We start from the raw sequence: 14,103 nt of genomic DNA, 5'->3' as shown, positions 1-14,103 counted from the left end.
CGCCCGTAGCACACTGCTGCAGGCCGCGATAAACGACAAGATTCCATGACGCAGGCGAATCCAAAACAATCACGTCGCGAACAGATCCTCCAGGCACTCGCTCTGATGCTGGAAGAGGACAGCGGCAAACGCATCACGACTGCAGCACTGGCACGACAGGTCGGTGTCTCGGAGGCGGCGCTCTATCGTCACTTCCCCAGCAAGGCACGCATGTTCGAAGGACTGATCGAATTCATCGAGAGCACGCTGTTCGAGCGTATCGCGCTGATCATTCAGGACAACGACACCGCGCATGCCAGGGTGCATCACATCCTGAGCCTGCTGCTGGGCTTTGCCGAGAAGAACCCGGGGCTGTGTCGCCTCCTCAATGGTGATGCTCTCACCGGCGAGACGGCACGCCTGCGCACGCGCATGGCGCAGCTGTTCGAGCGTCTCGAGACGCAGATCAAGCAGGTACTGCGCGAAGCCGAGCCTCGCGAAGGACTGCGACCGGCCATCACCGTCACGGCAGCGGCCAACCTGCTGCTGGCGTGCGCGGAAGGTCGTATCGGCCAGTACGTGCGCAGCGACTATCGCAAGCGCCCGACCGAGCACTGGGAAGACCAGTGGCAGCTGCTGAGCCGCGACCTGCTACTGAGCAGTCAGGAGCGCATTGCCGTCTGAGGGGCTTGCCTCGCACGCATGAGCCGCACCAAAAAGAACGCCCCGCCTGCAGTCATTGCAGGCGGGGCGTTCTTTTTGGGTCAGGCCTTCTCATGTCACCACCGGGTGGGGTGGGATGGGGTCGGGCTGCACGGACGGCACCTCAGGCGTTGACGCTAAAGCGCTCCAGTATGGCCTCGGCGGACATCGGCCGCGCCAGCAGGTAGCCCTGATAGGTGTCGCAGCCCAGTCGCTTGAGCTCCTCGAACTGCACATCCGTCTCGACTCCCTCGGCGACGATCTCATGGCCCAGCGAGTGCCCCAGGCTGATCACGGCGCCGACCAGCTGGATAGCCTGCTGATTGGGACAGCGGATACCGCCGTCAGAGCCGGCGACCGCATCCATCTTCATCACGAAGCTGCGGTCGACCTTGAGCACATCCAGCGGCAGGGATGACAGATAGGACAGCGACGAATAGCCCTGCCCGAAGTCATCCAGCGCCACACGCACGCCCAGCTCGCGCAGCGCGCCGAGCACGGCAAGCCCCCCTTCCATGTCCTGGATCAGCAGCGTCTCGGTCACCTCGACTTCCAGCCGCGTCGGCGACAGCTTCTGGCTTTCCAGCACGCCGAAGACTTCGTTCTCGTAGCCCGAGGTCAGCTGGCGCGCCGACAGATTGACCGCCATGCGCGGCATGTGAAGGCCGGCGTCCTGCCAGCGCACCATCTGGGCACAGGCTTCCTCGAGCACGAACCGTCCGAGGCGGAAGATCAGACCGGTCTCTTCGGCCAGCGGAATGAACTGGGCCGGCGAGATCATGCCCAGCTCCGGATGCTGCCAGCGCAGCAGCGCCTCGACACCCTGCAGCTCACCGTGGCTATCCAGCTGCGGCTGGTAATGCAGATAGAGCTGCTCGCTGCCGATGGCCTGACGCAGGTCCTGCTCCAGCGTCATGCGCGAGGCGACGTGCTTGTCCAGCGACGACTCCCAGCGCAGCGCATGATCGCCGCGCGACTTGGCGTGATAGAGCGCCACATCGGCATTCAGCATCAGCGCCTGGGCATCGCCATTGGTCTCGGACAGCACATAGCCTGCCGTCAGACTGATGATCAACGGGCGACCCAGAATCGTGAAGGGACGCTCAACCTTCTGCTGGATCTCTTCCACCACCTGCGCCGGATCATCGTTGCCATGCGGCAGATAGAGGCCGAACTCATCGGCCCCCAGTCGCGCCACCAGCCCGCCTGGCGGCAGCAGACGACGCAGACGCTCGCCGACCGCGACCAGCAGCTGGTCACCGGCTTCATGGCCCAGACCATCATTGACGGTCGAGAAACGGTCAATATCGGCGTAGATCATCAAGCCACCCGCCGCGACGCGCTCGTCGGCCGCCGCCATGAAGGCCTTGCGGTTATAGAGCCCCGTCAGGGCGTCATGACGCGCCAGGAAATCGAGCTGACGCTCGGATTCCTTGTGCGCACTGATGTCGAGCAGCAGGCCTTCCCAATAGCGCACGCCATCCTCGCCCTCGATCATCACGCTGCGGTCCAGCACCCAACGCTCATGGTCAGCGATGATGCGGAAGACCTGCTCATGGCGCATCTGCGCGCACATCGCCCAGTGGCGAGCGGCGCTGACGGACTGGCGGTCTTCCTGATGGATCAGCTCGGTCAGGGTGATGCCGGCGCCGACCAGTGATTCGGCCGAGCGACCGAACAGCTCGGCCGAGCCGTTGCTGATGAAGGTCAGCACTCCAGTGTTGACCTCGATGCGATACACCACGCCCGGCAGGTTATCCATCAGCGTCACCAGGGTGCGAGAGCGCGCCGTCATCGACTCGAGTGCGCCCTCCAGCTCATCGTGGCGCTCAGCGCGCTTGCGCTCGGCGCGCGCCACCACGACCACCAGCACGACCAGGAAGATGCCGCCGAGCAGCATGCCGAACCAGATACGATTCCACCACAGCCACCACAGGCTGGAGAGCGGCTGACTCACGACGCTGAACAGCTTGAGCGGTGCGATATAGCTGCCCGCCGCCATGCGCGGCTGGCCGTCGAAGCCCGGCACATGGTAGCGACGCACACCACGCTCGGAGATGTACTTGCCCATGTTGGCCATCGAGGACAGCGGCAGCTTGCCGGTCACGCCCAGCGCATGCTCCTGGGGGCTCGAGAACAGCAGCAGACCGTTGGTGGAAAACAGGCGCAGGCGCTGCCCATCATCGGAATTCGGGTTGGCCAGCAGGCTGCGTGACTCGGAGAAGTCCAGGCAGCCGATCATCAGCCAGGACATGCCTTCGATATCCATGTGGCGATAGAACGGCAAGCCCGGCTGACCGGATGCCAGCGGCAGTGCGGAGCCGAACAGCAGACTGCTGCGCCCGGGCAGTGCCTGGGCTTCCGGCTGGGTCAGCTGCCAGCTGCAACTGCGTCCCACGCCGATCTGACGCAGGCTGCTGCCGCGGTAATCGGCAAACGGCACCACCATCAGCGAGACCAGAGAGGGATGACGGCCCAGCGCGCTGTCCAGCGAGCCACGCCACAGCTCCTTGCCTTCGCTGCTCAACACGCGCTCCAGCACCATCATCTCGCGCGAGACATTGGCGATCAGCTGCTCGGTGGAGATATGCAGCTGGGTATCCAGCAGCTCCAGGCGACGCATTTCCTGTTCACGCACATCAAACCATTGGCTGGCCAGAAACAGGCCACCCAATACCACCATCAAGGCCGCATTGAGCCCAAAGATTCGCCACAGCGAATGTGTGCCATTGACGTGCGAGGAAGTCGGGTCCACGGGGTCACCAGTAGAAATGTTTCATGTCTTAGTGTGACAGAATGAAACATTGTGTTGCAGTGTTCAACCAATAACGACGGATTCCTCGGGATCCACTCTCCCTCAACGAAAATGCCCCGCCGGGAAACCCGGCGGGGCATTTTCACGTGACAGCGAGCCTGAGAATCGCGGGCTCATGTCGTGGGGTCATCAAGCTCAGGCAGCGAAGCCTTCGCTCATGTCACCCATCGATTCACGCAGCTTCTTCATCGCGTTCTTCTCGAGCTGACGGATACGCTCGGCAGAGACGCCATAGATGTCAGCAAGCTCGTGCAGAGTCGACTTGTTGTCGCTCAGCCAGCGCTGCTGGAGGATGTCGCGTGAGCGCTCATCCAGTGCCGCCAGCGCCTTGAGCAGACGACCGTGGGAGTCGTCTTCCAGGTCCTGCTGTTCCACCTGGGCAGCCGGATCGAGGCTGTGATCTTCCAGATAGTTGGCCGGCGCCTGATAGGCAGAGCTCTCGTCGTCGCTGGGGCCGGCGTCGAAGCCTGCATCGTGGGCGGAGAGACGACTTTCCATCTCACGCACCACGGCAGGTTTGACGTCCAGATCGCCCGCGATGGCATCCACTTCATCGTTGTTCAACCAGGCAAGACGCTTCTTGGCGCCACGCAGGTTGAAGAACAGCTTGCGCTGAGCCTTGGTGGTCGCGACCTTCACGATGCGCCAGTTGCGCAGCACGAACTCGTGAATCTCGGCCTTGATCCAATGCACGGCAAAGGAGACGAGGCGTACGCCCTGATGCGGGTCGAAACGCTTGACCGCCTTCATCAGGCCGACGTTACCTTCCTGGATCAGGTCCGCCTGCTGCAAGCCATAGCCGCTGTAGCTGCGCGCGATGTGCACGACGAAGCGCAGGTGCGACATGACGAGTCGACGGGCCGACTCCAGATGATTCTCTTCATGCAACCGCAGGGCCAGCTCATGCTCTTCTTCGGCAGTAAGCACAGCGATACGGTTCACCGACTGAATATAGCCGTTTAGATCTTGACCCGGTGACAGGTGGCCAAGTGGCTGAAGACTGGTGCTCATAGTGCAGATGTCTCCATGGTTGCCTAACACGCATGCAAGTAGTGAGACTGTGAAGGGTGGGACAGGTTCCCGTCAATAGCTGTACATGGCGTGTACAATTGTCATGACGAGTAGCACTTCGTAACGCTGTCGGGTGTGTGGTGCGTTTAACCACCCACCAGCCCCCTTCACTGACGCCCGACATGAATGTTGTCGGAACGTAACTTTTGACCTTCCTGGGCAGAAACACTGGCTGAAAATCGCGAAAAATAATCGGAATCAGCGCGGAGAAATACTCGCCAGATGACGTCCGACCGCGATCCAGGCCCCTATCCAGCCCAATATTGTACTCGAAAACAGCAGCGTGGCACCCCCTGCAACGCCCAGCGCGGGCAACACATAGTTGCCGCCATAACTTTGTACAAGGGCCGTCACGGGTGCCGCCAGCCAGTTGCCGCCAAGCGCCAGGATTCCGCAGGCCAGCAGCCCTCCTCCCAGACCGTACCAGGCGCCGCTGTAGAGGAAGGGACGCCGCACGAAGGCGTGGGTCGCCCCGATCAGCGTCACGACCTCGATCTCCTGGCGGCGACTCTCCACGGACAGGCGGATGGTATTGCCCACCACCAGCAACACGCCCAGCCCGAAGAGTAACGCGAGTCCCAGCGTCACTTTCTGACCCAGCTCCCCCAATTGGCGCAGACGCTCGAGCCAGGCCAGATCCAGACGTGCGCTGGCGACACCCGGCTCGCCCTCGAGGCGCGTGGCCAGGGCGCGGACGGACTCCGGCGTGGTGTCCAGCGGCGTGACGACGATGCTGGCCGGCAGTGGGTTGTCATCCAGCAGACTCAGCGAGCGCTTGAGGTCCAGCGCCTGGGCGAATTCCTGCATGCCCTCGGCGGCGGTGATCAGCCGCACTCCCCCGACACCGGCAGCGTCGCGCAGCGAGTCCGACAGCGTCAGCGCCTGGCTCTCGTCGACCGAGGTCTCGAGATAGAGGGTGAGCTGGGCGCTGTCATTGAGTTCATTGTCGAGCAGGCGCGCGCTGTCCAGTGCCAGCCACAGCGCCGCCGGCAACGTCAGCGCGATGGCGATGGCCAGCATGGTCAGCAGGCTGGCGATGGGCGCAACCAGCAGGCGGCGTGCGCTGTCGCGCGCCATGGCAGCGTGATGACGCAGCCAGCTGCGGTAGCGGCTCTCGACCGAGACACGACTGGAGCGCGCACCCTTGCGCGCCGCACGCTCGGCGGCCTCCGGTGATTCAGGCGCCTGCGCGGCGGACTTGCGGGTACGCGTCTCGGCGCGGGACTGGCCACGCTCGCGTGAAGAAGAGGGAGACTCGTTGCGGGAACGCGGGGGGCTCATCGGGCATCCTTGTCGGCGATCAGACGACCATCGGACAGCTCCAGCGTGCGATGGTGCAGGCGGGCGATCAGCGCCAGATCGTGACTGGCAATCATCACCGTGGTACCGATGCGATTGAAGTCCTCGAACAGGCGCATGATATCGGCGGACAGTGCCGGGTCCAGATTGCCGGTCGGCTCATCGGCCAGCAGCAGCGCGGGCTTGTTGACCACGGCGCGCGCGATGCCGACCCGCTGCTGCTCACCACCGGACAACTCGATCGGCAGCGCCTTCTCACGATGCAGAAGGCCGACCTTGTCGAGCGCCGCCCGCACCCGCCGCGCCTGTTCACGCGGCGGAACCCCCTGGATCATCAGCGGCAGGGCCACGTTGTGGAAGATGTTGCGGTCGGTCAGCAGCTGGTGGTCCTGGAAGACCACGCCGATCTGGCGGCGGTAATACGGCACCTGGGAGGTATGCAGCCGCCCGATATCATGCCCCGCCACCAGAATGCGCCCACGCGAGGGGCGCTCGAGGAGCATGATCAGCTTGAGCAACGAGCTCTTGCCGGCACCGGAATGGCCTGTCAGAAAGACCATCTCGCCACGCTCGACCCTGAAGTCGAGCCCGGCCAGTGCATCGAAGCGCCCTCCATAGCGCTTGCCGACATGCTCGAAGGCAATCATGCCTCGCGCGACTCGGCGTTGGCCTCTTCGCTTGCCTCATCGCCAGCACGTGCAAACAGGGCACTGACGAAGTCATCAGCCGCGAAGGGACGCAGGTCATCGACACCTTCCCCGACACCGATATAGCGGATCGGCAGATTGAGCTGCTTGGCCAGCGCGAAGATGATGCCGCCCTTGGCAGTTCCATCCAGCTTGGTCAGCGTCAGGCCGGTGATGTTGACCGCTTCATGGAAGGTGGAGGCCTGTGACAGCGCGTTCTGACCGGTACCGGCATCCAGCACCAGCATCACCTCGTGGGGCGCGGACACATCCAGCTTGGCCATCACGCGCTGCACCTTCTTGAGCTCTTCCATCAGGTGGCTCTTGTTGTGCAGGCGGCCCGCGGTATCGGCGATCAGGATATCGACGTTACGCGCCTTGGCGGCTTCCAGGGCGTCATAGATGACCGAGGCACTGTCGGCGCCGGTATGCTGAGCGATGACCGGCACCTTGTTGCGCTCGCCCCACACCTTGAGCTGCTCCACCGCCGCGGCGCGGAAGGTATCGCCCGCCGCCAGCATCACGCTGCGGCCCTGACTCTGATAGCGCTTGGCCAGCTTGCCGATGGTGGTGGTCTTGCCGACGCCGTTGACGCCGATCATCAGGATCACGAAGGGACCGCTGCCCTTGGCCGGCAGCTCCAGGTCCTTGGCGACCGGCGCCAGCATCACGCGCAGCTCTTCCTGCAGCGCTTCGTAGAGCGCCTGCGGCTCCTTCAATTCCTTGCGCGAGATACGCGCGGTCAGGTTGTCGATGATCTCGGTGGTCGCCTCGATGCCCACGTCTGCCATCAGCAGCTGGGTCTCGAGGTCTTCCATCAGCTCATCATCGATCTGCTTCTTGCCGAGGAACAGGCTGGCGACGCCCTCGGTAAGATTGGCGCGTGTCTTGCCAAGACCGGCCTTGATGCGCGCGAAGAAGCCACGACGCGGCTTTTCGCGTCCGTCGCGGGCCGTATCACGCGCAGCGTCATCCTCGACCACGGCGTCTGCGCCAGCGGCGGCAGCCTCGGCGGCACGTGCTTCTTCTTCCTGGCGAGCCTGTTCCAGCGCGGCCTGCTCTTCGGCCTCGATGGCGGCCAGCTGTGCTGCGGCCTGACGCTCTTCTTCCTCGCGAGCCGCGATACGCGCCTCTTCGGCACGCGCTTCACTGGCGGCTTCTTCCGCACGGGCCTGAGCGGCCTGTTCGGCAGCGATGCGCTCGGCCTCTGCCTGGGCGGCCTGCTCGGCAGCCAGACGTTCCGCCTCTTGCTGGGCGGCCTTTTCGGCGGCGACGCCTTCTGCAGCGGCCTGCTCCTGGGCGATGCGCTCCGCTTCGTCTCGGGCGGCCTGCTCCTGCGCTGCGCGTTCCTGGGCGATGCGCTCGGCCTCTGCCTTGGCGGCCTGATCGGCAGCCGCCTGCTCCGAGGCGCGGCGCTCGGCTTCAGCTTCGGCTTTCTGCTCTTCGAGCTTCTGAGCCTCGGCCTGCTGCTCTTCGGCCTTCTGAGCCTCGACCCGAGCCGCCTCTTCACCGTCAAGGCGCTCTGCCTCTACCTTCTCGGCCTCGAGACGCTTCGCCTCGAGCCGCGCTGCCTGCTCGGCATCGGCTTGCTCGTGGGGCGTGGCGTCTTGTGTCTGTTCAAGAGCCTGTTGCTCGAGGGCCTGCTGCTCGGAGGCTTTCTGCTCCTGAGCCTTGTGTTTCTTGCGCTTGAAAAAACCGAACATGGCGAGACAGTCCTGAACTCGTGAAAGTGGCGTCATCCTACCATCCCTTCGGGGCTGAAGGTACGCACCGCGCGGCATCCGGCGTCGCACATGCTAGACTCGCGGCATGAAAAAACGCGCATCCTCCCAAGGCCCCGCACGGGGCAAATCCAGCGCGCCCTCGCGCGCTGACAAACAGCACGGCAAGCAGAGCGGCAAGCGTGGCCAGGCCGCCGGCGGGCCAGGTCGCCTGCGCATCATCGGCGGGCGCTTCAAGCGCCGCCTGCTCAACGTGATCGACGCACCGGGTCTACGCCCGACGCCCGACCGCGTGCGTGAGACGCTCTACAACTGGCTGGGCTTTCATGTCGGCGGCGCCCGCGTGCTTGATCTCTATGCCGGCAGCGGCGCGCTGGGCCTCGAGGCGCTGTCGCGTGAGGCGGCGCATGTCACCTTCGTGGAACGCGACAGCCGCGTCGCGCGCGCGCTCGAGGCCAATCTCGCGACCCTCGCCAACGGCGACAGCCTGCCAACGCAGGTGGTGACCGGCGATGTCCTGCACTGGCTCGAGACGGCCACTCCCGCCGCAGGGGGCATGGACCTGGTGCTGCTCGACCCGCCCTTCCGGCTCGAGCTGGCCGCCGCCAGCTGCGCGCTGCTCGAAGCGCATGGCTGGCTGAGCGATGACGCCATGATCTATCTGGAAGTGGAATCCGGCCTCGACCCCGTGGTGCCCGCCAACTGGCAGCTGCACCGGGAAAGCCGTGCCGGCGACAGTCATGGCCGCCTGTATCGGCGCCATCCGCCCGCCTGAGCCACCTTCCCACTTGTGTCGACTCAGACGGCGTCGTAGTCTGCCTGCAGGCGGGTATCGCTGCGCCATCCGGCAAGGATTCCCGACATGGCCGATATTCATCGCACCAGCATTTACCGCATACCTTTACCGCCCTCAACGAACCCCCTCGGGCCACGACCGTGACTCGACAAGGAGATAGCATGAGCACCGAACTCTTTACCCAACTTGAGCAGAAAGTCGGCCAGGCCATCGACAGCATCGAGATGCTGAAGATGGAAGTCGAAGAGCTGAAGGAAGAGAACCAGCGCCTGACCGAAGCCAAGACAGGTCAGGGCGAAGAGCTGGAGCAGCTGCGCCAGACCAACGCTCAACTGCAGGAAGAGCGTGACCAGTGGGCACAGCGTCTGGAAGCACTGGTCGCACGCTTCAGCGAGACCGAGAGCGAAACCCAGAGCGCCTGATGCTCCCGCGCGCCCTGCGCGCTGGGCCGCGTGAACCTGCACTCTTGAACAATGGCTCTTGAACAGGAGCGCTTGAACAAGAGTTCATGAACAGGGCCTCATGAAAACGCCGCCGACAGGAGACTGTCGGCGGCGTTTTTGTATCGGCACCAGCACAAGGGAGATAGCCGGAGCCCAAGACAGAAGGGCCAGGATCACACCAACGGCAGCGACATGAGCCAGGCATCTTCTCGCCCGCCGTCCGCCAGCGGATAGTAGCCCTTGCGCACTCCATCTCGGGTGAACCCGGCCTTCGCATAGAGGGCTGCGGCGGCGGCATTGCTGGCGCGCACCTCCAGCAGCAGGCGCTCAAGCCCCGAGTCACGTTGCCAGTCACGCGTCTGCGCGATGGCGGCGGCCAAAAGGCGTGCACCTACGCCCTGCCCGCGCTGCGCGGCGTGTACGGTGATCGCCTCGATCTCGGCCTCGAAGGGCCCACGCGCCAGCACCACGAAGCCGATCAGCTCTGCAGTCGACGTCTCACCGTCCGACAATTCACAGGTCGGCGAGTCACAGGCCTGCCACCAGGCGCCCAGCACGCAGCGCGCGTCATCGTTGAGCACATCGACCAGCTGTGACTGGCTCAGGCCGTGTGCCTGGCTGGCCTCGATAGCCTCAAGCGACAGCAGGGTCGCTTGATCATCGGCCAGCTCACGCAGCTCGAGGCGCCGGGCAGCTGACTCGCTCATGAGGCGTCCGTCTGCGGCGATGCCGACTGCCACTCGCGCCCCCAGCGGATCAACAGCGGCCACAGTTTGCGCTTGGCCTCACTGGAGCGAGCCAGCGCCGACAGCGCCGGTCCCTGCCAGACCGGCAGGTTCAGCAGACTTGAAGTCGCCTCGCCGCGCTGGGAAGCGGTGATACCGAGCACCTCGCGCAGCGTCTCGCTGGCCTCATCACTGCCGAAGATCAACAGCCGCTCCGGCTGCCAGCCGCGCCGCGCCGGGCCACTCAGGAAGGCATGCAATCCTTCGCGGGCTTCCTCGAGTGGCGCACTGGCCTTGAGGTTGGGCAACAGCGGCCAGCGGAAGTGGCTGAAGGTGAGCCCTGATGCCGCCTCGATGCCGGCGGCGCGCCACAACGCCTTGAGCAAGGCTTCCCCTTCCAGATGCGGTGCCTCGTCACCGGGCAGCATGATCAACCAGCGCCCTTCCAGCGCCGCCAGCTGAACGCTGAAGCGCAGTGGCGGCTTGTCTGCCGCTGGCGGCGTCACTGCCTCATCTGCTGCCGGTGCCTCGGCCGTGACCTGCGTCGGCGGCGTCCCCCACGAGGCGGTGCTGCTGGTCTCGGCAGCGCCGGGCGCCGGCGAGGCAGCCGCAGCGGAGGCTTCGACCGCCGCCGGCGCCATGCCCAGCAAGGCGCGTGCACTCGAGGCCGGAGAAGGCCCTGCCGGGCGTGGCGTCGCGCTGCCGGCCATGCCGCCAGCCTGAGCGAAGGAGCCATGGCTGGCATCCGCCGTCTGGTGGGCAGCAGGCGGACGCGGCGCCTCATCGATCAGCGCGTGCAGGCGCGCCTGGGGCGCGACCGCCTCCGCCGCTTGCGGCTCGGGCCAGTCACACGCCTGGGTGGGCAAGGCATTGGGCAGCTGATAGCGACCGACCCAGGCGGTCAGTCCCATCGCGTCCAGATATTGCAGGCGTTGCGGTTCAGGGGTCATGGTCAGTGCTTGCCGCCGCCCAGACAGTTGGGGGAATCCGGAATCTCGCCGCCGCGTGACGCCCACTCCTGCGCGGTGTACAGGTGCAGTGCCAGTGCATGCACCGGGCCATCCAGCTCTTCGCTGAGCAAGGCATACAGCTGCTGGTGACGCTTGACCCGCGACAGGCCGCTGAAGCGATCGCTGACCAGGGTGACCTTGAAGTGGGTCTCGGAGTTGGCCGGCACGCTATGCATATGGCTCTCGTTGACGACTTCGACCATCAACGGGTCAAGCGTCGCGAGCTTGGTGTCTATCTGGGTCTGGATGCTCATGCGCAATCTCCTTGAAGGGGGGAAGCCGCACGACGGACATGCGGAAAATTGAGGGTGACGATGCGATCGCCACAACGCAAATGGCCTCGGGCATTTTGCCCGAGGCCATTGTAGCGTCTGTCGCCATCACTGACAGTCATTGCTGACGGCGCTTGCTGACAGCTCTTGCGGAAAGTGCGGCGACGACGGCCATCATGCCGAAGAGTCAGTCCAGATCGGCCAGCAGCTCGTCATCGACTTCGCTGACTTCCAGCGGTGCCTCGTCGTCCAGGTCGACCGCCAGATAGCTGTGCTCGACGGTCAGGAAGCGCTCGAAGAGTGCCTTGTCCATCGGCTCCGGCCAATGACGGGTATCTTCTTCCCAGGCGCGCAGCTCGCTTTCCAGCACGTCCAGCCAGCGCTCGGAGACGAAGCCATCCAGCGCCTCACGCGTGTCCATCTCGGGAATCAGGTAGACGGTGCTCTCCTGATTGACATCCTCCAGCGCCAGATCCTCGCCTCCCTCGCCTTCGGATTCCAGCGAGTTGATCCAGTCGACAAACGCCTGGGTCGGCTTGACGCTCAGGGCGGAACGGTTAAGCAGCTTCATTCTGCACTCTCCAGGACATTCAGGGACAATTCCGAGACAGGACACACCGTGGATGGCAGCGCCGCTCATAAAGCAGGCACGCGATGCGGGTGAGCCTCGAGGCGTCCAGCGCGTCACCCTGGCAGTGCCAGGGCGCCAGCAGACTGGACGCCGACCATTATGGCCGCTCGCGGGCAACAAAGCCAAGCGCCACCTTGCCTCATCGGCACCGATCATGCCCCGCGAGGCACTCGTCGTCAGCCATTCGTGTGAGGCAGAGACCACAACGCCCCCGATCAGGGATCGGAGGCGTTGTGGGTGCCCTCAGCGTGGCCCGTCACGATGGCGCATCACGCCGACACATCATGAGGGGCTGGCGGCCGACTGCTCAGCCCTGCTGCGGACGCATCGCCGGGAACAGCAGCACGTCGCGGATGGAGGCGCTGTCGGTCAGCAGCATCACCAGACGATCGATGCCGATGCCTTCACCGGCGGTCGGCGGCATGCCGTATTCCAGCGCGCGCACGTAGTCGGCGTCGTAGAACATGGCTTCGTCATCACCGGCGTCCTTCTCGGCCACCTGGGCCTGGAAGCGTTCGGCCTGATCTTCGGCGTCGTTGAGCTCCGAGAAGCCATTGGCGATCTCGCGACCACCGACGAAGAACTCGAAGCGATCGGTCACGTGCGGGTTGGCATCGTTGCGACGCGCCAGCGGGCTGACTTCGGCCGGATATTCGGTGATGAAGGTCGGCTGGTCGAGACGGTGCTCGGCGACTTCCTCGAAGATCTCGGTCTCGAGCTTGCCCAGACCCCAGATCGGCTTGACCTGGATACCGAGACGCTCGGCCGTGGCGCGCGCGGCGTCGTAATCGGCCAGGTCGGCCTCGGTGATGCCATCGCCGTACTTGATGATCGACTCGCGCATGGTCATCTGGATGAACGGCTGGCTCAGGTCGTACTCGCTGCCCTGACAGGTGATCTGCGTGGTGCCGAGCACTTCCTGCGCGGCAGTCCGGATCATGTCTTCGGTGAGCGCGATCAGGTCACGGTAGTCCGCGTAGGCCCAGTAGAACTCGAGCATGGTGAACTCGGGGTTGTGACGCGTCGACAGCCCTTCGTTGCGGAAGTTGCGGTTGATCTCGAACACGCGCTCGAAGCCACCCACCACCAGACGCTTGAGGTACAGCTCCGGCGCGATGCGCAGGTACATTTCCATGTCCAGCGCATTGTGGTGCGTGATGAACGGACGTGCGGTCGCGCCACCCGGAATCTGCTGCAGCATCGGCGTCTCGACTTCCATGAAGCCGCGATCGCTGAGGAAGCGACGGATGGAGGCGACGATGCCGGCACGCAGCGCGAAGGTGCGACGTGACTGCTCGTTCATGATCAGGTCGACATAACGCTGGCGATAGCGCATTTCCTGATCGGACAGACCGTGGAACTTGTCCGGCAGCGGACGCAGGTTCTTGGTCATCAGCTGGGCGCTTTCGATCATGACGTACAGATCGCCCTTGCCGGATTTGTGCACCGGGCCACTGGCACCGACGATGTCACCGATATCCCAGCTCTTGATGTCCTCGAGCAGCGCTTCCGGCAGGCCCTTCTTGTCGACGTAGAGCTGAATCTGGCCGGAGACTTCCTGCAGCACGATGAAGGGGCCACGTTTGCGCATGATACGCCCGGCGACGGCGGCCTTGCGGTCCAGCGTCTCCAGCTCGGCCTTGTCCTTCTCGCCCAGCTCTTCCATCAGGTCAGCGGCGAGGCTGTCACGACGGAAATCATTCGGGAAGGCACTCTTGCCTTCGGCGGCGGCCTGCTCGCGGCGGGCGCTCAGCTTGGCGCGACGTTCGGCGATCAGGCGGTTCTCTTCCTGAGCCTGTTCGGCGGCCTGCTGCTCATCAATGGCGGGGGTCTGCTCTGTCGACATGGAGGGGCCTGTCTCGTGTCAAAGGGTCATGGCCTGGGCCACGACAGATCATGATCAGCCTGACGATTGTGACCATCAGTACTGACCGCGATACGGGGATTCGTGGC

At 64.4% G+C, this 14,103-nt stretch carries 13 protein-coding genes; 3 read left to right on the top strand and 10 right to left on the bottom strand.

The window, feature by feature from the left end; all coding sequences use genetic code 11:
• Nucleotides 1-45: 45 nt before the first annotated feature.
• Entirely contained in the window at nucleotides 46-663 is a 618-nt protein-coding gene (gene slmA, locus R2R70_RS13775; RefSeq protein ID WP_043336281.1) for a nucleoid occlusion factor SlmA, read from the top strand.
• 142 nt (nucleotides 664-805) lie between these two features.
• On the opposite strand, the gene R2R70_RS13770 is transcribed toward slmA, so the two are convergent.
• The 5 genes from R2R70_RS13770 to ftsY all read right to left on the bottom strand — a co-directional run bounded on the left by R2R70_RS13770 (nucleotide 806) and on the right by ftsY (nucleotide 7,910).
• Complete coding sequence (locus R2R70_RS13770; protein WP_192839180.1) at nucleotides 806-3,436, bottom strand: putative bifunctional diguanylate cyclase/phosphodiesterase; 2,631 nt, start codon at nucleotides 3,434-3,436, stop codon at nucleotides 806-808.
• A 195-nt stretch (nucleotides 3,437-3,631) separates the two neighbouring features.
• Nucleotides 3,632-4,507: an RNA polymerase sigma factor RpoH gene (gene rpoH, locus R2R70_RS13765; protein WP_043336284.1), complete on the bottom strand. Its 876-nt coding sequence runs from the start codon at nucleotides 4,505-4,507 to the stop codon at nucleotides 3,632-3,634.
• Nucleotides 4,508-4,765: 258 nt separating this feature from the next.
• Nucleotides 4,766-5,848, bottom strand: a complete 1,083-nt coding sequence (ftsX, locus tag R2R70_RS13760) for a permease-like cell division protein FtsX (RefSeq protein WP_410978308.1) — start codon at nucleotides 5,846-5,848, stop codon at nucleotides 4,766-4,768.
• The gene (gene ftsE / locus R2R70_RS13755) at nucleotides 5,845-6,513 is read right to left on the bottom strand and encodes a cell division ATP-binding protein FtsE (protein WP_043336289.1); all 669 of its coding nucleotides are present in this window, start codon (nucleotides 6,511-6,513) and stop codon (nucleotides 5,845-5,847) included. Before ftsE ends, ftsX begins: the two co-directional genes overlap by 4 nt.
• Nucleotides 6,510-7,910, bottom strand: a complete 1,401-nt coding sequence (gene ftsY / locus R2R70_RS13750; RefSeq protein ID WP_410978335.1) for a signal recognition particle-docking protein FtsY — start codon at nucleotides 7,908-7,910, stop codon at nucleotides 6,510-6,512. The genes ftsE and ftsY overlap by 4 nt, the downstream gene beginning before the upstream one ends.
• A 451-nt stretch (nucleotides 7,911-8,361) precedes the next feature.
• Between ftsY and rsmD the strand changes: the two genes are divergently transcribed.
• Together rsmD and zapB are read left to right on the top strand one after the other, a co-directional pair.
• Complete coding sequence (rsmD, locus tag R2R70_RS13745; RefSeq protein ID WP_192839183.1) at nucleotides 8,362-9,048, top strand: 16S rRNA (guanine(966)-N(2))-methyltransferase RsmD; 687 nt, start codon at nucleotides 8,362-8,364, stop codon at nucleotides 9,046-9,048.
• Between the two features lie 182 nt (nucleotides 9,049-9,230).
• Nucleotides 9,231-9,491, top strand: a complete 261-nt coding sequence (zapB, locus tag R2R70_RS13740) for a cell division protein ZapB (protein ID WP_054556544.1) — start codon at nucleotides 9,231-9,233, stop codon at nucleotides 9,489-9,491.
• Nucleotides 9,492-9,685: 194 nt separating this feature from the next.
• Here zapB and R2R70_RS13735 read toward each other — a convergent pair whose 3' ends face one another.
• The 5 genes from R2R70_RS13735 to lysS form a co-directional block, all read right to left on the bottom strand.
• Nucleotides 9,686-10,219 carry a GNAT family N-acetyltransferase gene (locus R2R70_RS13735; protein ID WP_410978307.1) on the bottom strand — a complete coding sequence of 178 codons (534 nt, stop codon included), beginning with the start codon at nucleotides 10,217-10,219 and terminating at the stop codon, nucleotides 9,686-9,688.
• Nucleotides 10,216-11,187 (bottom strand): hypothetical protein, encoded by a 972-nt coding sequence (locus tag R2R70_RS13730; RefSeq protein ID WP_410978306.1) that lies wholly within the window; start codon nucleotides 11,185-11,187, stop codon nucleotides 10,216-10,218. The genes R2R70_RS13735 and R2R70_RS13730 overlap by 4 nt, the downstream gene beginning before the upstream one ends.
• A gap of 2 nt (nucleotides 11,188-11,189) precedes the next feature.
• Complete coding sequence (locus R2R70_RS13725) at nucleotides 11,190-11,501, bottom strand: BolA family protein (RefSeq protein WP_131432795.1); 312 nt, start codon at nucleotides 11,499-11,501, stop codon at nucleotides 11,190-11,192.
• A gap of 205 nt (nucleotides 11,502-11,706) precedes the next feature.
• Nucleotides 11,707-12,090 carry a hypothetical protein gene (locus R2R70_RS13720; protein WP_043336300.1) on the bottom strand — a complete coding sequence of 128 codons (384 nt, stop codon included), beginning with the start codon at nucleotides 12,088-12,090 and terminating at the stop codon, nucleotides 11,707-11,709.
• 367 nt (nucleotides 12,091-12,457) lie between these two features.
• A complete protein-coding gene (gene lysS / locus R2R70_RS13715) occupies nucleotides 12,458-13,996 on the bottom strand; it encodes a lysine--tRNA ligase (RefSeq protein ID WP_131432796.1) in 1,539 nt (512 codons plus the stop codon).
• Between the last annotated feature and the right edge of the window lie 107 nt (nucleotides 13,997-14,103).

It is taken from the genome of Cobetia sp. SIMBA_158, from assembly GCF_046566945.1.
Lineage (GTDB): Bacteria > Pseudomonadota > Gammaproteobacteria > Pseudomonadales > Halomonadaceae > Cobetia > Cobetia amphilecti.
Note: the sequence above shows the minus strand (reverse complement) of the source record. Positions and strands in the feature narration are given on the sequence as shown.